General features: G+C 37.3%; 22 protein-coding genes. 7 read left to right on the top strand and 15 right to left on the bottom strand.

The annotated features are described in order from the left end of the window. Nucleotides 1-10: 10 nt before the first annotated feature. Both ADIARSV_RS18515 and ADIARSV_RS18510 read left to right on the top strand, forming a co-directional pair. Nucleotides 11-1,105: an endonuclease/exonuclease/phosphatase family protein gene (locus ADIARSV_RS18515; protein ID WP_016197191.1), complete on the top strand. Its 1,095-nt coding sequence runs from the start codon at nt 11-13 to the stop codon at nt 1,103-1,105. Between the two features lie 48 nt (nt 1,106-1,153). Further along, complete coding sequence (locus ADIARSV_RS18510) at nt 1,154-1,618, top strand: response regulator (protein ID WP_016197190.1); 465 nt, start codon at nt 1,154-1,156, stop codon at nt 1,616-1,618. A gap of 13 nt (nt 1,619-1,631) precedes the next feature. Here the strand turns inward: ADIARSV_RS18510 and ADIARSV_RS18505 are convergent, their stop codons facing one another. Genes ADIARSV_RS18505 through ADIARSV_RS18490 form a run of 4 tightly spaced genes read right to left on the bottom strand, consistent with a single transcriptional unit; the run spans nt 1,632 to nt 8,052 of the window. Further along, entirely contained in the window at nt 1,632-2,717 is a 1,086-nt protein-coding gene (locus ADIARSV_RS18505; RefSeq protein WP_016197189.1) for a hybrid sensor histidine kinase/response regulator, read from the bottom strand. A gap of 24 nt (nt 2,718-2,741) precedes the next feature. Then, nucleotides 2,742-4,910 carry a sensor histidine kinase gene (locus ADIARSV_RS18500; protein WP_016197188.1) on the bottom strand — a complete coding sequence of 723 codons (2,169 nt, stop codon included), beginning with the start codon at nt 4,908-4,910 and terminating at the stop codon, nt 2,742-2,744. Between the two features lie 14 nt (nt 4,911-4,924). Next, the gene (locus tag ADIARSV_RS21315; RefSeq protein WP_016197187.1) at nt 4,925-7,216 is read right to left on the bottom strand and encodes an Rv1355c family protein; all 2,292 of its coding nucleotides are present in this window, start codon (nt 7,214-7,216) and stop codon (nt 4,925-4,927) included. Nucleotides 7,217-7,242: 26 nt separating this feature from the next. Further along, nucleotides 7,243-8,052: a hypothetical protein gene (locus ADIARSV_RS18490; protein ID WP_016197186.1), complete on the bottom strand. Its 810-nt coding sequence runs from the start codon at nt 8,050-8,052 to the stop codon at nt 7,243-7,245. A gap of 201 nt (nt 8,053-8,253) precedes the next feature. On the opposite strand from ADIARSV_RS18490, the gene ADIARSV_RS18485 reads away from it, so the two are divergent. Together ADIARSV_RS18485 and ADIARSV_RS18480 are read left to right on the top strand one after the other, a co-directional pair. Continuing rightward, complete coding sequence (locus ADIARSV_RS18485) at nt 8,254-9,156, top strand: aldo/keto reductase (protein WP_016197185.1); 903 nt, start codon at nt 8,254-8,256, stop codon at nt 9,154-9,156. A 219-nt stretch (nt 9,157-9,375) separates the two neighbouring features. After that, nucleotides 9,376-9,606, top strand: coding sequence for a hypothetical protein (locus ADIARSV_RS18480; protein ID WP_016197184.1), 231 nt, complete (start codon nt 9,376-9,378; stop codon nt 9,604-9,606). Nucleotides 9,607-9,707: 101 nt separating this feature from the next. Here ADIARSV_RS18480 and ADIARSV_RS21995 read toward each other — a convergent pair whose 3' ends face one another. The 4 genes from ADIARSV_RS21995 to ADIARSV_RS18465 form a co-directional block, all read right to left on the bottom strand. Further along, nucleotides 9,708-9,845, bottom strand: coding sequence for a hypothetical protein (locus ADIARSV_RS21995; RefSeq protein WP_016197183.1), 138 nt, complete (start codon nt 9,843-9,845; stop codon nt 9,708-9,710). A gap of 321 nt (nt 9,846-10,166) precedes the next feature. Then, the gene (locus ADIARSV_RS18475) at nt 10,167-10,913 is read right to left on the bottom strand and encodes a tyrosine-protein phosphatase (RefSeq protein ID WP_016197182.1); all 747 of its coding nucleotides are present in this window, start codon (nt 10,911-10,913) and stop codon (nt 10,167-10,169) included. 138 nt (nt 10,914-11,051) lie between these two features. Further along, nucleotides 11,052-12,131 carry a porin gene (locus ADIARSV_RS18470; RefSeq protein WP_016197181.1) on the bottom strand — a complete coding sequence of 360 codons (1,080 nt, stop codon included), beginning with the start codon at nt 12,129-12,131 and terminating at the stop codon, nt 11,052-11,054. 111 nt (nt 12,132-12,242) lie between these two features. Then, a complete protein-coding gene (locus ADIARSV_RS18465; protein ID WP_016197180.1) occupies nt 12,243-13,643 on the bottom strand; it encodes an ammonium transporter in 1,401 nt (466 codons plus the stop codon). A gap of 413 nt (nt 13,644-14,056) precedes the next feature. On the opposite strand from ADIARSV_RS18465, the gene ADIARSV_RS18460 reads away from it, so the two are divergent. Continuing rightward, nucleotides 14,057-14,530 carry an SRPBCC family protein gene (locus tag ADIARSV_RS18460; protein ID WP_016197179.1) on the top strand — a complete coding sequence of 158 codons (474 nt, stop codon included), beginning with the start codon at nt 14,057-14,059 and terminating at the stop codon, nt 14,528-14,530. On the opposite strand, the gene ADIARSV_RS18455 is transcribed toward ADIARSV_RS18460, so the two are convergent. Continuing rightward, nucleotides 14,515-15,477 (bottom strand): TIGR01212 family radical SAM protein, encoded by a 963-nt coding sequence (locus ADIARSV_RS18455; protein WP_016197178.1) that lies wholly within the window; start codon nt 15,475-15,477, stop codon nt 14,515-14,517. The two genes, ADIARSV_RS18460 and ADIARSV_RS18455, sit on opposite strands and share 16 nt — an antisense overlap. Before the next feature lie 39 nt (nt 15,478-15,516). Here ADIARSV_RS18455 and corA point away from each other — a divergent pair, with 39 nt between their 5' ends. Beyond that, nucleotides 15,517-16,470: a magnesium/cobalt transporter CorA gene (corA, locus tag ADIARSV_RS18450; protein ID WP_016197177.1), complete on the top strand. Its 954-nt coding sequence runs from the start codon at nt 15,517-15,519 to the stop codon at nt 16,468-16,470. Between the two features lie 83 nt (nt 16,471-16,553). Continuing rightward, nucleotides 16,554-16,949 carry a response regulator gene (locus tag ADIARSV_RS18445; RefSeq protein ID WP_016197176.1) on the top strand — a complete coding sequence of 132 codons (396 nt, stop codon included), beginning with the start codon at nt 16,554-16,556 and terminating at the stop codon, nt 16,947-16,949. Here ADIARSV_RS18445 and ADIARSV_RS18440 read toward each other — a convergent pair. Genes ADIARSV_RS18440 through ADIARSV_RS18415 form a run of 6 tightly spaced genes read right to left on the bottom strand, consistent with a single transcriptional unit; the run spans nt 16,921 to nt 23,857 of the window. Then, entirely contained in the window at nt 16,921-17,832 is a 912-nt protein-coding gene (locus ADIARSV_RS18440) for a phosphatase PAP2 family protein (RefSeq protein ID WP_016197175.1), read from the bottom strand. The genes ADIARSV_RS18445 and ADIARSV_RS18440 overlap by 29 nt on opposite strands. Continuing rightward, entirely contained in the window at nt 17,832-19,112 is a 1,281-nt protein-coding gene (locus tag ADIARSV_RS18435) for a DUF4833 domain-containing protein (protein ID WP_016197174.1), read from the bottom strand. The genes ADIARSV_RS18440 and ADIARSV_RS18435 overlap by 1 nt, the downstream gene beginning before the upstream one ends. A gap of 32 nt (nt 19,113-19,144) precedes the next feature. Then, a complete protein-coding gene (locus tag ADIARSV_RS18430) occupies nt 19,145-21,706 on the bottom strand; it encodes a DUF5686 and carboxypeptidase-like regulatory domain-containing protein (protein ID WP_016197173.1) in 2,562 nt (853 codons plus the stop codon). Continuing rightward, nucleotides 21,707-22,078: a GtrA family protein gene (locus tag ADIARSV_RS18425; RefSeq protein ID WP_040300625.1), complete on the bottom strand. Its 372-nt coding sequence runs from the start codon at nt 22,076-22,078 to the stop codon at nt 21,707-21,709. A gap of 5 nt (nt 22,079-22,083) precedes the next feature. After that, nucleotides 22,084-22,527, bottom strand: a complete 444-nt coding sequence (locus tag ADIARSV_RS18420; protein ID WP_016197172.1) for a phosphatidylglycerophosphatase A family protein — start codon at nt 22,525-22,527, stop codon at nt 22,084-22,086. Nucleotide 22,528: 1 nt separating this feature from the next. After that, entirely contained in the window at nt 22,529-23,857 is a 1,329-nt protein-coding gene (locus ADIARSV_RS18415) for an inositol-3-phosphate synthase (protein WP_016197171.1), read from the bottom strand. Nucleotides 23,858-23,879: the final 22 nt, after the last annotated feature.

Raw genomic sequence — 23,879 nt, 5'->3', positions numbered from 1 at the left:
CGAAAAAAGTATGAACAAAATCCTTCGCCTTTTCACTGTTTTATCCTGTATTGTACTGCTATTAACCTATCTGGCTGGCCACATAGATCCCCGGTCATTTTGGCCATTAGCGTTCATCAGCCTGGCTTACGTGCCCGTATTGCTCATTACCTTCCTCTTCCTGTTTATATTAACCTTACAACGATCCTGGTTTGCACTAGTGCCGCTTTGCTGTATTTTATTGGGATGGTCTAACCTGACAAACTCGTTCAGCTTGCATAAAAGAGCATTAATGGAACCTAAAAGTGCATTGGCCGATTCCTCCGCAATCAGAGTGATGACGTACAACGTTCATTTTTTTAATGAAGCCACTCAGGACCCTGAAAACAGCCTAGGTGTGTTCAGCATAATCAATCGCATTCAGCCCGATGTAGCCTGTTTTCAGGAATTTTATAGCGATACCAGGCCTAATAAGCTAAATTCCGTAGATTCCTTAAAAAGAATCCTCCACACTACTAACTTCCACTATGTAGACTTTAGCAAGCAAGGTTCAGGAATGGCTATTTTCGCTAAATATCCTATTGTAGCAAAGGGAATAATTCCCTTTTCAGAGGATCATGATGGCAATCAATGTATTTATGTCGACTTATTAAAGAATGGGCACACATTCAGGATTTATGCCGTTCACCTCGAGTCTATTCGCCTCCAGCAATATCAGCTCAATTATATGAGTAAATTCATTAAGGGTAAAACACAAAAGCTAAGACCCTCTAAAAAGATTGGCGGACAGCTAAGAAGAGCCTTTCTTGAACGTGCCCATCAGGTCGATCTGGTGCGTGCACATGCTGCTACAAGTCCCTATCCTTATCTTATTTGTGGCGACTTCAATGACCCACCCTCTTCCTACGCTTTCAATCAAATGGCAAAAGGAATGCAAAGCACATATAAAGAAAAAGGAAGTGGCCTATACGCGGTAACCCTGCACAAAGGTTTTTTACGCTATCAAATTGATCATATTCTAACTTCACCCGGATGGAGCGTTCTTTCACATATTATTGTGGCAGAAAAAGCTTCCGATCACTATCCTGTATATACTGACTTATCATTGAGCACTTCAAGCAAATAGTATCAAATAACAAATCAGTAACTTTACCACTCTGATAAAGCTTCACATATGCCAGATAAAAAAATCAAAATTCTTTATGTTGATGATGAAGAAAATAACCTGTTTTCCTTTAAGGCTGTTTTCCGCATAAAATATAAAGTTCTGATTGCTAACAGTGGAGATGAGGCCCTTAAATTAATGCGCTCCAATCAAGTCCACATTATCATCACGGATCAAAGAATGCCCAATATGACAGGCGTCGAATTTTTAGAAAAAGTGATTGAGGAATTTCCCGATCCTATCCGCATCCTATTAACTGGTTATGCTGATATGGCAGCCGTAGTAGACGCCGTAAACAAGGGGAAAATATTCCATTACCTGAGTAAGCCATGGAATGAAGAAGAACTTGATATGACAATTAAGCGTGCATACGAGGTATATAAGGAACACGAAGAAGTGAAAATCATGAATGAAAAATTAGCCACCTCTAATGATCAGCTTGAATTTATATTAAGGCAAAAGTTACTCGATTAAACACCATCAAAGCTTACTTACTCGGAATAATCACTTTAAAAGTAGTTCCCTTATTCAACACGGAGCTAACCTCTATATGTCCGTTTAGCTTTAATATTGCACTCTTCACATTATAAAGACCAAAACCCGATCCTGTAGATTGAGATGTAGCCCTGTAAAACAGATTAAAAATCTCATTGATATGATTTCTCAGAATCCCAATTCCATTGTCACTTATTTGAAAAGTTGCCTGTTCTTTGTTCACCTCAATACTGAGTTCAACAACTTTATCCGACTTTCCCTTTTCCTGATATTTGAACGCATTGGATAAAAGATTATTCAGAATAAGCTGTATTGGCGCCTCATCATTATAGAAAGGTTCCGACTGATCAATCTTTAAAATAAAAGAGATGTTCCTTGTTTCTGCAATTACCTGATAAATATTTTTTAAACCTGATGCTATCTCCTTGAAATCAATTTCTTTAATCTTCAGTTCTCCTCTTTGCAAACTATGGTATTCATGCATATTCACAATGTAATTATCGAGGTTTTCCAACGATTTCTCCATCATGCCCAACACTTCTTTCATACCTTCAACATCATCAGTTACCCTGGCTACATTGATTGCACCCAGAATACCAGAAAGCGGACCACGGATATCATGACTCACACTATAGGCAAACTTATCCAGTTCGCTATATGCTTTCTGCAATTCATCGTGCTTAACAGCAAGCATATAATTGCTGATAAAAAATTTATTGGCCTCTTCAATTGCTGAAATAATGTCAATCTCCGCCCATGGCTTTTTAACAAACCTGAAAATATTCCCCTTGTTGATTGCATCAATAATAGACTCCACATCGGTATAAGCCGTTAGCAGTATCCTAACTACAGATGGATATTGAGATCTAAGGTCATCAAAAAACTCAACTCCTGTCTGATCAGGCATCCGTTGATCACAAAATACAATCCTTATATCAGAATTTTTTTCCAGATGCAAGTAGGCTTCTGCTACATTTTCCGCAATATAAACCTGATAATCAAAGCGAAAGGATGCTTTGAAACCTATTAAATTATCAGGCTCATCATCAATGTATAAAATTTTTATCTTTTCTGCCATTGGGTTCTATTTTATGCGAACAACTTAATTCAGATGAGATAATGATTGATTATTATGAATGGGTATTTGAAGACTAAACTGCGAGCCTTCACCTGGTGAAGACATAACACTTATCTGACCCTTATGTTTTTTGATCGTATTGTATGCAATTGACATACCCAAACCGGTACCCTCACCCACATCTTTAGTAGTAAAGAACGGCTCAAATATTTTTTTCTGCGTTTCAGGTCCCATTCCTATTCCATTATCATAAATATTTATAAACACATTTTCTTCATCAGCATAAGTCGCAATTTTCAACTCTCCACCCGAAGTACTACCAAATTTTGTATGGATAGCATGTATACCGTTAATAATAATATTCAGAAAAACCTGGTTTAGCTTTCCGGCATAACATTCAACTAAAGGCAATTCACCATACTCCATTATTACCTTAATATTGTTATTCAATTGATTATTAGCAATAATCATGGTCGAATCAAGGCACTGATTAATGTCCGCCTTCTTTAGGTCATCTTCATCCAACCGCGAAAAAACCCGAAGTCCCTTTACTATTTCTGCAGTGCGCGATGCTCCTTCATTGATCCCTTTAACCAGCTGATTAATTTCTACCTTAAGATAGTCAAAATCAAGCTCTTCCTTATATTCTTTAATACGCAGCTGTTTTGCAGAAATAGTGCTATCAGACAAACCAACAATTTCAATTTCATCCAGTGCAGCAAGTAAAATATCAATATCCCGCTTTAATGGATTAATATTGGAAGTGACAAAATTTATAGGATTATTTATTTCATGTGCTATACCTGCAGTGAGCTGACCTAATGAAGCCATCTTTTCTGATTCAACAAGCTGAGATTGTGTTTGTTTCAGATTTTCTAACGTACTATTAAGCTCCTCATTGGCTTCATGCAATTCCGATGTACGTTCAATCACTCTTGCTTCCAGAACAACATTTTGCTCTTTTATGATCCGCTCATTCTCTTGCAATGCCTTTAAAGTTTCCAGCTGCGACTGCTCCTTTTCCACTTTAAGAATATTTATCTTATCAGCTAATGCAAATGATAGCATAATCGCTTCGAAAGCAGATCCAATCAGTAAGGTAAAGTTGGTAATGTTGTTGTAATGGAAAATAAGGTCAAAATCTTTCAGTACATAAATGATCACACAAAAGATAAAACCGGTCCAGGCTATCAGGAAGAACTTTGCAGGGCGAAATCCCTTCAGCATGATCACTACAGCCATATACAACACATACACTGCACTAACCATGGCCAAAGCCAACATCATGGTATAACTAAAATTGTGAAATCCAGCTATAGCCAAAGAAATCTGGATGCCATATAAAGCCCAAAAAATGTAGGATATCCGGTGTAGTAATGGCGTATATTGTTTAGAAGAAAGAAAGTGCTTTGAAAATTCAATGGCCGCAATACCAATAAGCGAAGTACTGATATAGATGAACATATCAGCTATTTCCGGATAGGCAGGAAGAATAAACCGGAAGATATAACCCTGCATAGATGCCTGCGTAAGCATTACAATGCCCAAATAAGACACATAATATAAATAGGTAATGTCTCTTATCGAAAAATAAATAAACAGGTTATAAAGCAGCATAACCATTATTATCCCGAGATAAATGCCAAACAGCAAATCAATAATCATGGCATTTTCCACTACCTCTTCTATCGAACCGACGTAAATAGGCAGCGTAAGTTGCTTCCCACTTTTCACCTTCAGATAAATTGTCTGACTCTCGCCTTTTATAATCGGTACTTGATAAATGTAGGTTTGATGTTTAACGAACCGATTATTAAAAGGCCTTCTGTGCCCGGTAAAATTTGTACGCGTAACCGAATCTCCTTGTACCTGGTAAAAATCTACATAATCCATCATGGATTGCGTCAGCTGGATTCCCATGGCCTTCGAATTACTCTCATTCTTCAATGTAAACCTGATCCAATACGAGTAAGGGGTTGTCCCCAGATTAGGGAACTGACTACCCGATGATCTTTTAAACTCCTTTGAAGACAAAGCTGATCGTAGCGACATCGTAGAATTACTATCCGTCAATATCTCTACCCGATCACCAATAGGTGCTAGCTCACCCTTAAACGTCAACACCTGCTGAGCAAATGAAGCATTTAAAGTGAAAAATAAAAATAGAAACACTGCACTAATTCGGTTAATCATATTGTATATGTCCTTTATTCCCAATCAAATAGTTCTGTTTTATCCTTCCTTAAGGATGTACTATCTGCATCCGGAGCAATCGAAACTTTCATCAGGAATACCTCCTTTTGAACCGGATTACCAGCATTTACATCCTCCAATGCGAACACCTTTAAAAAACGTTGTCTCAATAAAGACAATTTATCCGCCACATGCGCCGGCAATTCTTTTCCTTTTCCATGCATCAGGCGATTAAAAAAGAAAGCAGTAGAAAGCATTGGATGTACGGCAACATGTTGCTGACAGGCAAAAATCCAGGCCTTTTGTGCTGCCCTTCCCGCCTCAATCAATGCCTCATGTGTAAATTCAGGTACACTTAATACCACAATGCCAGAAGCACACTTTATACCATCCAGCGACATTTTCTTAAACGCATTGCCTTTGTCCCATTGCGCCAGTAATTTTACTGCATTCCAATCCTGAGCAACCCTAAAACCGGCCTTTTCACTTGGGGTTATATCAACCGCATCAATTTCAACACCATTTTTAGTCTTGCCAGCCTCTTCTTTGTTCCATCTTATTTCATGAAAGAACTCCTCATGACCCATTTGGTTCAGTAACCTAACCTTATCACATTCAGCAATTATATCAGCTAATTCAGCCAACGCCAATTCATCTTCCGTATAGTGGAGGTTTACATGATCGATCTGATGGACCACATTCTCCATCCTATGATAAAAATCAGATCCTAACACTGTTCTTTCCGCCAGTTTTCGGTTCGTATTACGAATATAAATATATTTCGCCAGTTCAACCGCATCCGCTGTAACCTCTTCATTTGAAGCACTAAAACGAATAGCAGCAATCATCATCGGCCTATCTTTCACAGGAAACAATTCGATATGATCATTTAAACCTAATGCCTGAGCTTGGATATGCACGTTTTCCAAAGCGCCACCAAGCGACAAATGAGATCCCATTTCATAATAATCGCCCCATGACCAGGACTGAAATTTATCATGAAATAAAAACAACACGTTATGACTATAGAACCATTTCCAGGGTTGATTATTCCCTGCAGATGGAGCAATTATAGCGGCATCAATCAAACGATTAAGCTGACTTTCAGTAACTCCAAACGCCGAACCTTCCTTATTTTGAAAATACTGATCAACCTGGGCCTTTATATCAGACCTTTCAATAGGCAAATATGGATTTACTTCTTTAACCTCTTTCTCCGTATGTACTATTTTCTCATCCTTTACCAAATCTTCCAGATCAATGTAATACCGGCCTGATTCATGATATTGGTCCAATAAAATCCTTCTGCACACGTCAGTGGTAAGCGCACCCCCTAAAGTTACCGATGATGCCAGTTGAGGCCAGGTATTGATAGATTGTTCCACTTCAAGCATAGAGGCCTTCATCCTGGTAGATATCGTATCTGCACCTATCATCCGCAAAATATAGGGCACTTTATCTTCATTGCTCAGCCCTCTTATACTTTTTGGATCCAATCCTTCAGTTAGACCATGCAAAACAGGGCGATCAGGCTCAAGGTCAAAACGCTCCACGTCAAGCATTCCCCGATCATTTGTATCCATCACTACCGGAATTCCAAATTCCTTTGCCTTATAACGACTCTCTATTTTAATATCCAGTCCGTCGCATACTTCAATAAACAGATCAAGCTTTCCATTGGCAGTAAAGAAATGATTCATATTGTCCTCCTGAAGGCCGTCCATGTATAAACGAACCTTTATAAAAGGATCAATCTCCAGAATTTCCCTGGCGGCAATAATCGCTTTATTGACACCCAGGTTCTGTACACCGGTCCTAATCCTATTTAGATTGCTCAATTCAGCGGTATCAAAGTCTGCTAAGCGCAGCTCCCCACAGGTGCGTTCCATCGCTAAGGTTAAAGCAATAGACTGTCCTACTGACAGGCCCACAATACCAATCTTCTTTTCGCGAAGCGCATTTTGCTCTTCTCTGGTAATTTTATAGCGGTTTCTGTTGGTTCGCACCTCCACAAACTCTGCTTCATCCAGCAGATGTACCATACGTAAACTCCAGGGGTAATAAACCCATACCCCATAGTCCCGAATATCAGTACCAGCAAGGTGCTGATCAATCAATGCCGCATAATCTTCTTTTTTGATCTTTACAGCAGGATGCTCAGATTTAATTAGTTCCTGTAACTGACCATAAATTTCGTCATGAAAGAACATAATTTTTTTATCGTCAATTAAAGCATCGAACGTTTTTTTATCAGCAGGATTAGTGATTCTTAATAATGTTGGGGTATAATTTTGATTTATCTCCATGAATATATGTTATACGGATAATTGAATTAAAAGATACTTAAATCGTCTTCATCGATTTGACCTTTTAAAAAGTTCATTTTTGCATTTTTAATTGTATTTCCCAGATCCCATTTATCGATAAAAGGAATCTCAGTTTCATAATGGATCTTGATGGTTTTCCGCCTTAATTCCTCCAGACGGATAATATTTAAAGTTTCCCTGATTTTAAAAATAGCATCCTTGTCTTCAGGATAGGCTCTTTTGATAGTAGACACATCCTTTAATAACATCGTCGTAGCCAGAAGATCGAGTTTAGGGTAATAAAAAGTCCCATTGTTACCAATACTTTCTTCCAGCTCCATGCCTATTGCTTCAACCGGTTTTATTGTATATGGAGCACACAGCGCAAAGAGCGACTCGATACCTATTTGAGTGGAAATAGCAACCGCAGCACGGATTAGAAAAATACAGCCAATGCCATATCCCGAGATCTCGCGCGAATTCCATAATCCACATAACTCGCCAGTACCTTTTTGTGCAAACTCCCAAACCAATTTAAATATCTGCGGATCTATAGCTCCCGTAGCCTGTTCAATAGGCAATGGCTCAGTGCCTCCTGCCACCTGTACCCGCGCACCTCCATATACTTTTTTACGATCCAACGACTCTACAACAATCACAAATGTCGCCGGATTAAACATCCATTCATTCTTAGATGAAGTAACTTTGGTTACGCCTATACTTGTTAAAACGTGTGTATGTCCTTCAATAAAGAGTTCGCAGGTTTCCGGTTCATCTACTGCCCGGAATGCTCTTAGCCTTACTTCCGGATTTTCTTTATTTAAGCTACCACTCATTCATATTTTTTAATTAGCACTGTAAAGCTAGTGATTCATTGAAGATATGTTCTGTTCTCTTACTTATAAAATCAGATTTTGCATGGTATTTTTCTGCCCGTGATTAAACCTTGTTACAAATAGTCCTAATGCATAGAATTCGTTTAAAATTTTTCTTTATGAATTTATAATTTAGATATAATTGTATTTTAAGACACAACTATGGAAAAAACCTATTTAAGTGACTCAGGACCAAAAGTATCATCGGCGATATATGGATTTTATCGCTGGAATGATGAAGCAAGTAATGTTGCGGCCGACATGGAACGAATTGTTAACCTGTGTCTTGAATTAGGCATTAATACCTTTGACCATGGCGATTCGTATGGCTCCTATCAGTGTGAAGAATTATTTGGTCAGGCTATCAGCCAAAAATCTTTTAAAAGAGATGATCTTGTCATATTTACAAAGTGTGGATTAAGAGTTCCGCATAGCAGTCAGCCTGGCGTTCGCATTAAACACTACGATACCTCCAGCAAGCATATTCTAGCATCAGTAGAAAACTCATTACGAAAGCTACGTACCGATTATATTGATATCTTTTTACTGAATCATCTCGATCCGATTTCTAATATAGAAGAAACGGCTCTAACATTAACACAACTTAAAAATTCAGGCAAAATAAAAAATATTGGAATCACTAACTTTTCGGTATTTCAGCATCAGCTGCTTGCCTCGTTCCTGAATGCCCCAATAGTAACGAATCATATCGAACTGAATTTGTTGAATACATCAGCTCTGGACAATGGTCAGATTGATTATATCAAACAAAGGTATATGAAACCTTTAGCATCTGCTCCACTGGCAGATGGAAGGATTGCCCACGGTAAGGACGATCTGGCAATTAAAGTCAGGATGAAGTTGCAGAAAATTGCTGCGAAATATGACGTAGATATCGAATCAGTAGCGGTAGCCTGGTTGATAAAACTTGGGGCACTTCCTTTAATAGGTACCAGAGAAGAGCAGAGAATAAGAAATATTGTAAAGGCTTTTGACATTGATCTGGATCATCAGGATTGGTATGAGCTTTATGCTACGTCCAGAGAGGATATATATCTAAAATAAAAAAGTCCGGACCAGGAGGTTCGGACTAATTTTCCTTTCAACTCATTAAGAATGTTTCTACGACAAACATACAATCACATGCTTATTTAAAAAATGATCATCATCATACTTTATAAATAAATCTCTTTTTTCTAAGTTTTCTAACAGAAATAGCGTTTAAATGAAAACAATTTGCTTTACAGAACCTTATTGAAAGATTAAAAGCTTAATCTGACACGTATGACAACTAAAAAGAAAACCGAAGAAGCAGAGGGAATTACCGCTTACTCTGTTAAAACAAAAACCAAAAATGTTCCGATGATTGATCCAGTGATCGACATCAAGTCAGGAAGATATATTGCTACTGGTAAAGATAGCGAAGGAAACAAGATGGCCGCCATCCTTGGTAAGGTTAAAGCTGAAGAACATGTTAAATCTGGTGTAGCGACTAAGGGTTCCGGCTGGGAATAGTACTTTTTAAAAATAGGTCTGGGAATGAAAAATTCTCCGTTTAAAGAACAGAATGTGGTATAAACGACAATCTGTTCTTTAAACGAAAGACACTTTTACAATTAAATTTCCTTTGCTAAAATATATAAAGCGAAGGGAGTGATAAATGCCACTACGGCAACTGCATTACCTATTATGAATGCTAAAATTGTAATCTTGCTAATCTCTGCTGGTTCTTCAATAAATTCTTTCGCTTTCATTTCTTTCCTTCTTTGTTCTATGTAAATAAACGAGAAATTTTGTTACTAACTTCCTATTAAATAACTTTTAAGAAAATGTTAAGCTTTATTTATTTCCATTGAATTTTCAATTCCAATTCGGTGATTTACATTAATTTTTGTTAAGATAAGCAAGATATATTAACCTTCTTAATTTCAAAAAAACGCTTATAAAAAATGTTAAATGTCACTTTAATAGCAAAAAAACGCATTTTTTGATGCCTAGACACCTATTTTGTATTTCCTGACCACGTTTAATTATTTAAAAACAGAACTGACTTATCAAATAGAGCATTGCTTTTTCTATAAAAACAACTCCTTATTCCGGATGGGGTAATTGGCCAGATATTTGGCAGCCTCCCCACTCTTCACAAATTTCTTTACATATTCCAGATGTTTATCATGATGAAGATCAGACCCTACCACGTCAATCATGTTTTCTTTGATTAGCGTTAAAGCTATTTGCTTAACTACTTTTCCGTAATATCCAGCCAGGGAAAGCAGATTAAGCTGAAAGAGGCAGCCCTGTTCTTTCATGCGTCGCAATTGTTCAAAGTTATTATGGTAATAAATATACCGTTCAGGATGAGCCAGTACGGGCAAATAGCCTTTAATGTTTATATCGAAGATAAACTGATCTATATTACGGGTTTCAACTTGATAGGACATCTCAACTAGAACATACTTTCCTTTTAAGCATAATATCTGATCATTTTTCAGAAGATCTAAAAAGTCAAGATCCATCATGTACTCGGCTGCCGCGTTCACCTCGACATCGATATGTTGAATAATAAGTTCTTTTCTCAAGGACTCAAGTACTGGGGTAATGGTATCCACGCTATTTGGATACACTTCAGTAAAAATATGCGGTGTACAGATAAACTTCTTGATTCCTAATTCAGAAAGGCCCTTGATGTAGGATATAGAGCTGGTCATATCTCTTGATCCATCGTCTATCCCAGGCAATATATGTGAGTGTATATCTACGCCCATCCATTCTAATGTAACATTAGTTGGTTTTTTGGAGAAAAAATTAAATGATGAGAACATAGATGCAAATTTAGAAAAATAAAAAGAGGGAAAGCATTCAGCTTATCCCTCTCTAACAACACTAAACCAACATAAAACCTTTATTGTTTGATAGTAGATTTTTTTCTATATAATAATGTATTGCTGAGTATTTATTAATTAGAATGCATATACTGCAGCCACAGAAAATTGAGATGCACTTTTAGTGAAATCACCATTTTTCTTAAGGAATGTATCTGCTTCTGACCTGCTATCTAATCTTAGTTCAGGAATGAAAGTTAATCCACCGGCTTTAACATTTGCAGTTAAAGTGAATGATTTCACATCAGTTCCGGAAACATCTGCAACATCTTTAGATTTAAAATATTCACCTCTTACACCTAAAATGAAGTTATCAGAAACTGCATATTGAGGATACAAGGCAATACCGCTATAACCAAGACCACCAGCGTTATCATTTGGCATGCTATAATCAGCTGCGTTTAAGCCTAGCTTGAATGCAGGTGTGATCTGATATGCAGTAGTTAAGTCAAGGATTGTCCCTGAGCCTAATACTTCAGATGATGGTGTTTCACCAATAGCAGCAGAACGGCCTGTCAGCACATTTAAATAAGCAGTCCATCCTTCAACTGGTGATAAAGACAATTGTGCTCCGAAATGAGATACCCCATTGAGGTCTTTATAGGCATTCCAATCATTAAATACACCAATCATTAATCCTACCTGATCGCTCAGCGTAAAGTTAGCCTTGATACCTGCATTTTGAAAAGGACCATTAGTAAACAAATACGAAGTAGAATAGTTAAAATTGCCTACTGGAGAGATCACTTCATATCCAATGAATGTACCCATATAACCACCTGTTACCGACACTTTTTCATTGAATGCGTAGGTCATATACAAATTCTGGATATGAAAGCTATTCCCATCTACTCCATCACCGTTAGGAATAGATTGATATTGACCTCTAGGGCCAAAGGAGATCTCGCCAACAAATGAAGCCTTTCCGGTACTTTTCTTCAGCATCACATCAATCATTCCCAGGGAAAGTGAATTGTTATCACTGGCGAATGAAGTCCCGATGTTGCCGGTTCCACCTTTAAGGTTAGCGAAATCATACTTGTAATAGGCATCAACAGAACCGGAAATCTCCAGTGGTGACACACTCGAACTGTCTTGAGCGTAGGCAGATGTTGCCACAGCAGCGATTGACATCGCAGTAATAAATCTTTTTAGCATGTTGATAATTAATTTAATAGTTTAAGGTTGCTTTGAGGTACAAAATTTGCAGAGCGATGAGGCCTCAATGCCCTGCAAATCATTTTATTATTTTTAAGGTTTTAAATTATATTAATGAAGTTCAATCTCTTCTACATCTTCTTCCGTAGTCACACCATTTTGGGTAACAAGAAGAGTTCCCTGCATATATTTCTCATTATGTTGAGAAGCATCCAGTCCAATTTCTTCTTCTTCTGTGCTAACCCGTATTGGTTGAATCAGATTAATAAGTTTGAAGATCAGGAATGAAACAGTGAAACTATACACAACCGCAACGGTCATTGCTTTTAACTGTGTAATAAAGAATTCCGGATTTCCATAGAATAACCCATCAGCGCCAGCACTGTTGACTGTTTTAGTCGCAAAAATACCAGTTAAAAGCATCCCTACCATACCACCTACACCATGACAAGCAAATACATCAAGAGTATCGTCAATTCTGGAGTTTGTCATTTTATGTGCAACTATATTAGATATAATGGCAGCGATAAATCCGATAAAGATACTTTGTGGTATGGCTACAAAACCGGCACCTGGAGTAATAGCTACTAAACCTACTACAGCACCGATACAGAAGCCAAGAACCGAAGGTTTCTTTCCTCGGATGACATCAAAGAACATCCAGGCTAGTCCAGCAGCACCAGCTGCAACATTAGTAGTCATAAAAGCAGAAACAGCAAGTGAATTTGCTCCTAATGCAGATCCTGCATTAAAGCCAAACCATCCAAACCATAATAAACCAGTACCAATAAGTACGTAAGGAATGTTTGCAGGTGGAACTTCTGTATTTTCAAGATGAGCTCTACGACGTTTTAAAACCAATGCACCAGCAAGAGCTGCACATCCAGCAGAAATATGTACTACAGTACCTCCTGCAAAATCCAAGGCTCCCATTTTAAAAAGAAAACCTCCGGGATGCCAGCTCCAATGTGCCAATGGGGCATATACGAAAAGCATAAATAAGGCGATAAATGTAATATAGGAAGTAAAGCGGATTCTTCCGGCTACTGCACCTACTACCAGTCCTGGTGTGATGATCGCAAACATCAATTGAAATATAGAAAATAGGGTCAGAGGAATAGTTGGGGCACCTGCCCATGGAGCACCTGAACTTACTCCTTTAAAAAACAGGAATGTTAAAGGATTTCCTATGATTCCATTAATGGAATCACCAAAGCATAAACTAAATCCTACCACTACCCATAATACGGTAACGATCCCTGCTGCTACTACACTTTTTATCATAGTAGATAGCACATTCTTACGATGAACCATTCCTCCGTAAAAGAAAGCAAGTCCTGGCGTCATTAAAAACACTAATGCTGTTGCTGTCATGATCCAGGCAATGTCTGCACCATTGTAAATTTTTCCACCGTCATCAAAATTAGGCATGGAGGGAATGAAAACTGATCCTATTGCTGCCAATAATAGCAGAATGAATGGGATAGTTTGTTTAGCTAAACTTTTACTCATAATTGTTGGTATTTAGTGTTGTTAATTAAAGATTTGTTGGTATTAGTCAATCTTTAGAGTTTTATTGTGTTGATTTTTAAATAAAAATAGGTATTTTTTAGATAATTCATAATTATTTTTATGTTTTTTTCAACTTAATTGCAATAAAATATTGATTTATCATCATAACACAAGACATAAATTGGCCATAAATGATTGTAAAGCGATATTTTACATGTATTCATTACAGATATTAAAAAAAAATAAAAAACAAATATATTTTAGAGCTTTAATCAATTTGATCAAATAATTAAAGAAAAAAACGACATTAAATTAAACTTTTGTCATTTATCATGAAATTGACCTGCTTAAAAAAACTTTTCTTCAACATATCTCCAAATGGAACTTTTAGATTGAAATACTGTTAACAAACTATGAAGATCTATACCTTTCGCTTTGAACAGAAAATCCCTGTGAATATGGAAACCGCATGGGATTTTTTCTCCTCTCCTTTTAACCTTGCGCGCATAACCCCGTCCCTGGGCTTCAAAATTGTAAGCGACTTAAAAACCGATCAAAAGATGTACCCGGGAATATTGATAGCCTATACCGTAGCTCCATTACTGGGAATAAAAATGAATTGGTTGACGGAAATAACCCATGTTTCTGAACATGAATATTTCATAGATGAACAACGCTTCGGGCCGTTTGCCTTATGGCATCATCAACATCATTTTAAAGAAATAGACAATGGAATTGAAATGAAAGATATTCTTACCTATGCGATACCTTATGGCTATGTGGGCCGAATGGCTAATGGAATTACTGTAAAAAGCAAAATTCAAAAGATATTTACTTTTAGAGAGAAGAAAATTGATGAACTCTTTGGCGTTTATAAAGAGATATAAGACGAACCCTGCACTACATTTTGTTTTTCCAGGTATTTATCCAGATAGGTTTGAATACCTGACTTTTTAAGTCCCCAGTTAGGCGCGATTAACAAATCAAGATCAGAAATTCCAAACAGGCGCTGAATCACTATATCCGGACGAAGAAGAGGAATAAATTGGGCAAGAAAAGTAGCATACTCTTCCATTGAAAACAACTTAAATGGCTCGCGTTTGTACTGAACACCCATGATGGAGCCCTGCACTACATATAACTGATGAAGTTTAACAAACTTGATCTGCGGAAACCGATTAATTTCAGCTGCATAACGCAACATCATTTCAGTGCTTTCCCATGGGAAACCAAATACGGTATGAAGACAAACATCAAGAGTGGAGTTTTCCAGCAAATTTAAAGTATGCACTAGCTCTTCGTGGGTACATCCTCTGTTAATCCGGCTGAGTGTTTCATTATAAATGGATTCCATACCCATTTCAAGATCAACATCAAGTCCCCTATGCGCATACCCTTCAAGAAGTGCTATTTTCTCCGCATCTATACAATCAGGACGGGTTCCAATAGAAAGACCCACTACTTTATCAGGTGGGCATGCATTTAACGCCTCGTCATACATCATTTTCAGGTAATGAGCCGGAGCGTAGGTATTTGTATTGGGTTGAAAGTAAATAATAAACTTATCCGCTTTATAGCCATTTACAGCACGCTCAATCCCATTTTCTATCTGTTCGCGGATATTGGAAGTCTGACGGGTAAGTTCTGGCGTAAAGGAATCCACATTGCAATAGGTACAGCCACCGTAGCCTTTACTGCCATCACGATTTGGGCAAGTGAAACCACCGTCTACAATAATTTTGAAGACACGTTGCCCCTCATACTTTTTTTTAAGATAGGCCCCGTATGAATTATAATTTTTATATCCATTATCAACCGTCTTCAACTTCTCCATTAACACAAAGATAATCAATATGATGTTGTAACTTTGAAAATGCTTCGTATTTACTATAAAAAAGACAGACGACTTATTAAAGAAACTGATCTCGAAGATCTCCGGGATATAGCAATGAGCAGTATGGTTTGGGTAGACCTTCAAAACTCTACTATAAAGGAGAAGGTGACCGTTGAAACCTATTTTGATATTAAGTACTCTTCGGAAGAAGAATCACAAGAAATTGAAAGTTCATCTCGTTTTAGTGAATTTGAAGACGAATTAATTATAAATAGTAATTTCTTATCCATAACCCCGGAGGGTTTTGAATATTGTCCTGTATCTATTATTGTAGAAAAGGGAATTTTATTTACCTACAGGTCCAATGACCTCAAAACATTTAGTGAATCAGTCAAAAAAATACGAGCTAGTCCGGCATCCTTCGTTAATGGCTACCAGGTATTAATGACTTTATTGGAAACATCCATTGATCTGGATGCCGATTTAATAGAAGCATTAGCGAGGAAAATCGCAAAGCTTAACCAGGATATTATTCTTCGTCAGAAGCGTTCAGATGAAGAAGTGCTGATTCAGATCTCTTCCTTTCAAAATGAAACCATGTCATTAAGGGAAAACATAATAGACAAGCAACGTTTAATATCCGCTTTAATGAAAAGCAATAGCTTCCCTGAAGAATATATGGCTTTTTTACGGATCATGATTAAGGATATCAATTCTATCCTGGAGCATAATAAATTTGCTTTTGAAAGGCTGGAATATCTACAGGATACCTTTATGGGATTTGTAAACATTGAACAGAATAGAATCATAAAGATTTTTACTGTAGCTACAGTCGCTTTTATGCCACCTACCCTGATAGCCAGCATATACGGTATGAATTTCAAAATAATGCCGGAATTAAACTGGGAATGGGGATATGCAGCGGCCGTTTTACTTATGATTGCCTCCTCGTTGTTTACTTTAATCTACTTTAAAAAGAAAAACTGGCTTTAATAATTTATTTTTTTATATTTTAACAATATCATTATCTTACCCGACGTTTAAAGAAATCCTAAACATACTTTGAAAATATTGACGTGAGAGAAATAATATTAGTGGATGACGAACCTTTAATCAATAAAATCCACTCTATGCTGCTTAAATCGGCAAATACAGCCTTACAATTGTCGATTTTTAACGACCCTACACTTGGATTAATTTACGTTAAAAGCGCACCTGAAAACAAGCTTGTTTTATTGGATATCAATATGCCTGTGATGAATGCATGGGACTTTCTAGATAATCTGGAAGAGTCTTCTATAAGCATAGATGTTGTTATTCTTTCCTCATCTATCAATCCTGAAGATATCACCAGAGCTGGAACCTATAAAAACATCAAGGGATTTTTAAATAAACCCCTTAATAAAGCAAACATCATGTGGTTAATAAACGAATCGGGCCTAGTTACTGAGTTACCTTCATTAGGTGCCTGATCAGGTTTTTCATTATTTGAGTTTTTAACAAATAATGAAAAACAGTTATTCCCGAAAATGCACATATTATGCCGGCGAAGACATCCAGAAAGTAGTGGTGACTTGTGTATACAGCAGAGAACCATATCCCTAACATGATGATTGCAAATAAGATATTGATATATTTCAGCTTGTTTTTGATGCCATAAAAAAGCACTAACAAAGGGTATGAGGAATGTAGAGAGGGCATTGCAGCAAAAACATTGGAACTTTTGGCATATATAGACTTAAATATTTCCACGCCGAAGTAAGCATCAAAACGTCCTAATCCAGCTGTGTTACCTAATGTTAAAGGATTAAACACCGTTCCATACTGTTGAATATACCATGGTGGAGCTGCCGGATGCAGATAATATATAATGAAGCCCATTATATTAACCAGCAGGAAAGTTAGAGAGAAACAGAAAAACTGCTCTCTTTGAGTAAAAAACAGGTACAGGGCAAAAAGCATAGGTACAGGTACCCATGTTAAATAAAAAATCCCAGCCATGACATCCAGAAAAGAACTCTGCTTGATATGTAAATACTCGTTTAAACTCAGCAGGTGATCCTGATAATTGATACCAAATAGTTTCTTATCCAAATTATAGATGGGTAATATATCAACCGAATGATAGAGATAATTAGGAATGGCCTTCATATAATCGAAAAGAATCCAATATATGATGAAAATAGAGAATCCAGTAATAACCCTTCTGGTTACACCGGATACATAAAATAAAAAATTAACTAATGCAACCAGAAATAGCTGCTCCGCTTTAAATCCGATAAGGAAATAAGAAACTATGGGGTATAAAACAGATAAAATAGTGACTATCCAGCTGTGTTTTTTATCGAAACTCATTACACTTTAATGCGTTCTGTTAACTTTTCTCCTGTAGCAGGGTCAATTGCTTTAAACTCCACATATACTACATTTGGCACCCAGAATGTTCCTCCCACTATATGCACATATATGCTATTAAGAATTGCATTTTTATTGGCAACTTTCGAATAAACATGATATTTATTGTCTTTTCCCTTCTTTAGCGTCATCAGATATTTAGGGTAGGAAACAAAGTTAAGTTCGAATTCCTCCGTAGTTACCTGCCTTGAACTAATACCATAAGCTAGTTTTCGCTGAATATAGCTAAGTTGTGCATATTGCCCTTTCTCTGTATATCGGATCCAATATACATTTACGGGATTCTTTTTATTGGGCCTGCCATCCTCGTCTAACTTTAGCTGACAAATGATCGTATTTGAATTCGGATCGCGCTGCAGATAAAAGAGTTGGTTTGTGATATTCTTTGGAACAGGGAAATCAGCTGGTGGATCTATACCCGCTTTAAGTGTTAAAGGAGTAAATGCCGATAAAGTGAGCAACAATATGACAATAGCCGCTGTTCCGCTCTGTTGCTTTAATGATGCAGCTTGAGCATCTTTTTCATCCAGCGCTTTTTTTGAGCCCAAAAGCCTTTTTATAGCGGTGATATTTGTCATGATGGCCATTATGGTAATCGGGATAGTAAAAATGGACATGGTTTCAAAAACATGTACAGAAATACCCGGGACAAATAATTTATAATCACTGCCAATATATTTAGAGCTGATTCCGCAGGCAAGGGCAGTAATACCAATCAGCACCACACGTTCGGGTCTTTGCATGAAGCCGCCTTTACATTCAATACCCAAACCCTCTGCTCGTGCCCTGGTGTAGCTCACCATCATGGAGCCAATCATGGCAATAAAAGCAAAAAGAGAACTCAGAAAATAATGGTGTGATATTAAGTAATAACAAATTCCGAGAAAGAGAAAGAGTTCACTATATCGATCCAGAACAGAATCGTACATAGCACCAAAGGTAGATTTCATGTTTCCCAGACGGGCAACCTGACCATCAAGCATATCAAATATGCCTGCAAATAATACCAGAGCGCCTGCCCATCCTACAAATTGCAAATCACCACGGTTACCCTTTTCTGCACCCATTATGAAAATAGCTGCAACTCCTAAATTCAGTATCAGGCCAATGGTTGTGATGGCATTTGGCGTTAATCCCATTTTTATAAGCATTCTTACAAAAGGATTGATCACTTTATAAATGCTCAACTGAAGACTGGTCCGGATAGACTCAAAAGACATATTTTTAATTATTTATTAACGCAAAGGTAATGTTAGAAATCTAATTTAAAGCGTGTTCTTATACCCCATTCTGAAACTTCAGGATGATCAAGATAATTAAATCGCTTTACCAGGTCTATCCGAAGAACCTTAAATATATTGGAAAGGCCCACACTTCCTTCTATATATGGCGATTTATCTAACGTATAGGTACTACTGACCGCATTTTCATTGGTAGGAAAACTGTATAACTCATTATGTATGCTCGGATTATTTTCATTTCTTAAGCCCCCATACAGACCTTTGAAGGTAACCACTTCACGCAACTTTAGTTTTTTAATTAAGGGCACTTTATTTAAAAAGAATCCATTAAAACTATGGTCAATATTTAAACTGGCATAATGGTCACTCACAAACTCTAAAAAGTTCATCAGGTTATATGAATTTAACTGATAAGAATAGGTTTGATTTGCCCTGTGAATGTCAAGTAGTGGAAAGGGCACTTGTCCGAAGATATATCCTCCTTCTACTGTAACATCTGTATATCCCAACTGCGACAGATAAAAACGTTTATACACATTGCCCAGCAGGTTATGATAGTTGTACTCTCCCTGAAGTAATCCTTTGATCCCTGCTGTATATCTTGCAGTAAATACAGGATTTGGTCCCGGAACCGGAGTACGGTAAATTTTGCTCTGATAGAACTTCTCATTGGGTGCCCAGCGCAATTCGAGCGAAAGCTCGGAAGTATTCAAATCATTATGAGTGGTTACGATATTATTCTGAATGGAATTGTAAAGAAGCGAACCTGCAGGAGATTGATTCCATTTCCTGAATCCTAGAGTATACGAGAAATGATTTTCATATTCCTTGATATAATCAACCCTAAATACATCATTGTATAACCACTGATCATTCTCCCCTCTCTTAAATGATAAAAGAAAATTGTCTTCCTGCACAAACTGCAATTCCTGTCCGGGTATCTTAGTGTCCCTCTGAAAACTTGCCCTGATATAATTTTGTGGGAACTGATAAATCGACTTGTTGTTCAACGAGTAAGTGGAACTCAGAAAATATTTCCATTTCTCATCTTTAAACCCGTATGCTCCATATCCTTCAAAATAATAACGCTTACTGAGTTGAGTGGTGGTTCTACCTCCAAACCTAAGTCTGAATCCTTCAACCGGATTAAAGCTATAGAATGTATTCGCCGGACCAATTTCTACAGGTCCAAATGATTTATATCCGGCAATAAGCAAGGTGGCTATTTCTGCTGTACGTTTAAAAGATGACATGTTCTGCAGACTGTCAATATTATGATAGATCCCTTGTTCACTAGCGGCTAAAGCCTCATGTCGGTTGTCTTTCCAGAAAGCTTCCGTATGCACATCTGCACTTTTCACAACTTCCTCTGCCGGACCGTTAAAAATACTGTCTGGAATAGGTTTGTCTATAACATAATTTTTAAACGATACGGTACGCTCACCAAAAACCCCACTTCCCTTGGTTTTGGAAATCCCGAAGTTGATCTGAAGGGTATTCTTGCTTAAATAATATTGTCCCTTTTCATTCTGGCTAAAGTCAAGAGTAGATTCAAAATCGCGGATAAAATTTAAATTAATATTTTTATGTACAGTTACGAGTGCCTGCTTTACAGCGAACTTACCGTCCTGACTGATATATAACTTACCTTGAAACAACATGTCACCTTTATTTCTTGGAGCATAGCTTAATTCAATAAGCTTCTGATTGTCAACAACTACTGTATCTGTAATATAATACAAATAAAAGTTAGGCGCACTATTTGCAATAGGGCTCAAAAACTGATTACTTACGACAAAAACATTATTCTCATAGATATCAATATCCTGATACATCCTGTTCATGTAAGCACTTACTCCTTGCTGATCAATATATTTAGGATCAAAATCAACCTTTTTCGTTGCAAGAATCTTGGTCTTAGTTTGAGATGGATTCTTCTTATAATATACTTCAGATAGCTTTTCTTCCATATAAAGAGGAAGAATGGTCTGCCCCCCTATTGCTGTCGAATCCTGATTTTTAAAGAGAAACTGATAGTTTTTAAAAAGCTTCTTTTCTTTGAATTTATCCGACAGATCACTTAAGGCGAATGAAAGCTTCTCGTACTTTTGATACTCAGCGAAATTATAACCTCTAACCCTGTTGTTATCTTTATTTGCGATTACCTTCTCAATTAGCTCTACAGCAGGATTATCTTTATTTCTGTATTTTTTTCGTCTTCCTGATTTAACAACAACCTCCGATAATACATTCGCATCTGCCTTTAAAAGCACTTTAATGGTTTGAGGAATACCTGGAGTGATATTTCTAACCTGTGATGTATAGCCTACGTATGTAAAAGAAATGGTTTTATAATTGCCACTCAATTGCACATTAAAATTACCGTCGGCATCCGTACTGGAACCTAACCTGGTCCCTGGTATAGTGACACTGACAAAAGGTAATGTTTCTTTAGTCTTTGCGTCAATTACTGTCCCTTTAACCACAGTATTTTGCGCAAATAACAGTTGCACACAGAATACGGAGATGATGGTAAAAAAGCTAATTTTAATAAACCTGTTGATTGAATCCACTTATTTAAAGACAAAATGTTTTTGTAAAAAATAGTTCCAACCTACGCTAACGAAAAGAGATACAATTACTTTACTGTATATATAAGATATGCTCATATAATGAGTGAGAACAAATACCCCAGAGGTATTCAAAATTATATTCCCAATCCAAACTAATACATATCTAAAAGCTTGCAAATGCAACTTTTCACCACGGGCTTGAAACACCCATATTCTACCCAGTGTAAAGTTGGTTAACCCTCCTAATATGTTGCCAGCTAAATTAGATGACACATACCAATGGTTAAAAACCTCCACACTGACTATTGTAGTAGAAAAGTCAATAGCTGTGCCACTAAATGATGCAAGTTGTGCTTTGATGAATTTTTTCATTGAATTTACAGAAAGCTTACAAATAATGCGATTTGCAGGATCAGGTTTGCATAAATTCCTGCCAGAACGTCATCCATCATTACTCCTAAACCACCTGGCAGTTTTTCAAGGCGTCTGATATAAAATGGCTTAGTGATATCAAAAAGTCGGAAAAGAAGGAATCCAACAACTAAGGTTTTAAAACTTAACGGCACAAAGAGCATGGTGACGTACATACCTGCAATTTCGTCAATAACGATCCGATAATTATCTTTTCCCCATAGGGGCTCCATTTTTTCTGCTGTGTACCAGCCTACTGCAAAAATGATTAGGGCAATAAGTACTGACAACGAGGGACTAATTCCACAAGTCCGGCTATAATACAAGCATATACAGCATAACAGGGAAGCAATTGTACCCCCTCCTTTAATATAGCCAATACCCAGACTTGTGGAAATTAATTTATACATATTATTGAATAGAGTCAACCAGGTCCTGATAATAATCTAACCCAAGGTGGGTAATTAGATCTTCATCCATCATATGGCGCAATGTATTCTGCAATTTCATCAATTGTTTAAAAATGTCATGCTCAGCCCTTAACCCTTCGGCAGTTTGAGGCGACTTTAAATAGAAGGACAACCATTCCTGAATTCCTGACATTCCTGCTCTCTTGGAAAGATCCATAAACAAGGCAAGATCTAATACAATTGGGGCAGCTAGAATGGAGTCGCGACAAAGAAAGTTAATCTTAATCTGCATCGGATATCCTAACCAACCAAATATGTCAATATTATCCCAGCTCTCTTTATTATCACCGTGTGGCGGATAATAGTTAATTCGAACTTTATGATACATATCAGCATACAAATCCGGGTTAGCTTCCGGTCTGAAGATCTCATCCAAAACGCTCAGTTTTGAAACTTCTTTCGTCTTAAAATTATCCGGATCATCCAATACCAGGCCATCTCTGTTCCCTAAGATATTTGTAGAAAACCAACCACGAACACCAAGAGCCCTGGCACTTAAACCTGGAGCAATGATTGTTTTCATGAGGGTTTGTCCGGTTTTAAAATCCTTACCCGCAACAGGAGTATGTGTCAAACTAGCCAGTTCTAACAAAGCTGGCGTATCCACAGTTAAGTTAGGGGCACCATTTGCAAAAGGAACACCTTCTTTAAGAGCCGCATAAGCATAAATCATACTCGGCGCGATTTCAGGATCATTGTTACGCAATCCCTCTTCAAACGCGGCCAACGTAAGATGTACATCGCTGATCTGATGATAGATCTCTGTTGATCCGCACCATACCATCACTAGCCTCTCACAATTATTATCCGCTTTAAAATTACGCATATCTTGAATTACCTGTTCGGCCAGATCCTGTTTGGTCACAAAGGACTTGATATAAGTGCCATCCAGATTTTTAACATAACGCCTGTCAAAAGCAGCTTTCATTGGAACGATAGCTTCTAATTCTGCCTTTACAGCAAATAAAAGATCCTTTTCCAATACTTTTGCTTTAGAGGCCGCTACATATACGTTATCGGCATACACATCCCATCCACCAAACACAATATCATTCAAATCAGCCAAAGGGACAAAGTCTTTAATCTTTGGGTTTCGATCTTCCGTTCTTTTACCAACACGAATATTACTCATTTGAGTAAGTGATCCTATTGGTTGAGCGAGACCCTTTTTAACGGCCTCTACCCCTGCAATAAAAGTTGTCGCCACAGCACCTAAACCAGGAATCAGAATTCCCAACTTACCTGTAGCAGGTTTTACTTGTTCTTTCATTTCTATTGATCTATTTTTATTG

Origin of the sequence: Arcticibacter svalbardensis MN12-7, assembly GCF_000403135.1 — a bacterium.
GTDB classification, from domain to species: domain Bacteria; phylum Bacteroidota; class Bacteroidia; order Sphingobacteriales; family Sphingobacteriaceae; genus Arcticibacter; species Arcticibacter svalbardensis.
The sequence above is the reverse complement of the archived record's forward strand: the minus strand, read 5'-3'. Positions and strand labels throughout refer to the sequence as shown.

Bases quoted from the DNA above. Each gene is read 5' to 3' on its own strand.
- ADIARSV_RS18460 (WP_016197179.1), top strand. From the start codon at position 14,057: ATGAAGATCTATACCTTTCGCTTTGAACAGAAAATCCCTGTGAATATG.
- ADIARSV_RS18465 (WP_016197180.1), bottom strand. From the start codon at position 13,643: ATGAGTAAAAGTTTAGCTAAACAAACTATCCCATTCATTCTGCTATTA.
- ADIARSV_RS18475 (WP_016197182.1), bottom strand. From the start codon at position 10,913: ATGTTCTCATCATTTAATTTTTTCTCCAAAAAACCAACTAATGTTACA.
- ADIARSV_RS18505 (WP_016197189.1), bottom strand. From the start codon at position 2,717: ATGGCAGAAAAGATAAAAATTTTATACATTGATGATGAGCCTGATAAT.
- ADIARSV_RS18440 (WP_016197175.1), bottom strand. From the start codon at position 17,832: ATGAGTTTCGATAAAAAACACAGCTGGATAGTCACTATTTTATCTGTT.
- corA (WP_016197177.1), top strand. From the start codon at position 15,517: ATGCTTCGTATTTACTATAAAAAAGACAGACGACTTATTAAAGAAACT.
- ADIARSV_RS21315 (WP_016197187.1), bottom strand. From the start codon at position 7,216: ATGGAGATAAATCAAAATTATACCCCAACATTATTAAGAATCACTAAT.
- ADIARSV_RS18415 (WP_016197171.1), bottom strand. From the start codon at position 23,857: ATGAAAGAACAAGTAAAACCTGCTACAGGTAAGTTGGGAATTCTGATT.
- ADIARSV_RS18480 (WP_016197184.1), top strand. From the start codon at position 9,376: ATGACAACTAAAAAGAAAACCGAAGAAGCAGAGGGAATTACCGCTTAC.
- ADIARSV_RS18470 (WP_016197181.1), bottom strand. From the start codon at position 12,131: ATGCTAAAAAGATTTATTACTGCGATGTCAATCGCTGCTGTGGCAACA.
- ADIARSV_RS18425 (WP_040300625.1), bottom strand. From the start codon at position 22,078: ATGAAAAAATTCATCAAAGCACAACTTGCATCATTTAGTGGCACAGCT.
- ADIARSV_RS18420 (WP_016197172.1), bottom strand. From the start codon at position 22,527: ATGTATAAATTAATTTCCACAAGTCTGGGTATTGGCTATATTAAAGGA.
- ADIARSV_RS18500 (WP_016197188.1), bottom strand. From the start codon at position 4,910: ATGATTAACCGAATTAGTGCAGTGTTTCTATTTTTATTTTTCACTTTA.
- ADIARSV_RS18435 (WP_016197174.1), bottom strand. From the start codon at position 19,112: ATGTCTTTTGAGTCTATCCGGACCAGTCTTCAGTTGAGCATTTATAAA.
- ADIARSV_RS18510 (WP_016197190.1), top strand. From the start codon at position 1,154: ATGCCAGATAAAAAAATCAAAATTCTTTATGTTGATGATGAAGAAAAT.
- ADIARSV_RS18485 (WP_016197185.1), top strand. From the start codon at position 8,254: ATGGAAAAAACCTATTTAAGTGACTCAGGACCAAAAGTATCATCGGCG.
- ADIARSV_RS18455 (WP_016197178.1), bottom strand. From the start codon at position 15,477: ATGGAGAAGTTGAAGACGGTTGATAATGGATATAAAAATTATAATTCA.
- ADIARSV_RS18490 (WP_016197186.1), bottom strand. From the start codon at position 8,052: ATGAGTGGTAGCTTAAATAAAGAAAATCCGGAAGTAAGGCTAAGAGCA.
- ADIARSV_RS21995 (WP_016197183.1), bottom strand. From the start codon at position 9,845: ATGAAAGCGAAAGAATTTATTGAAGAACCAGCAGAGATTAGCAAGATT.
- ADIARSV_RS18515 (WP_016197191.1), top strand. From the start codon at position 11: ATGAACAAAATCCTTCGCCTTTTCACTGTTTTATCCTGTATTGTACTG.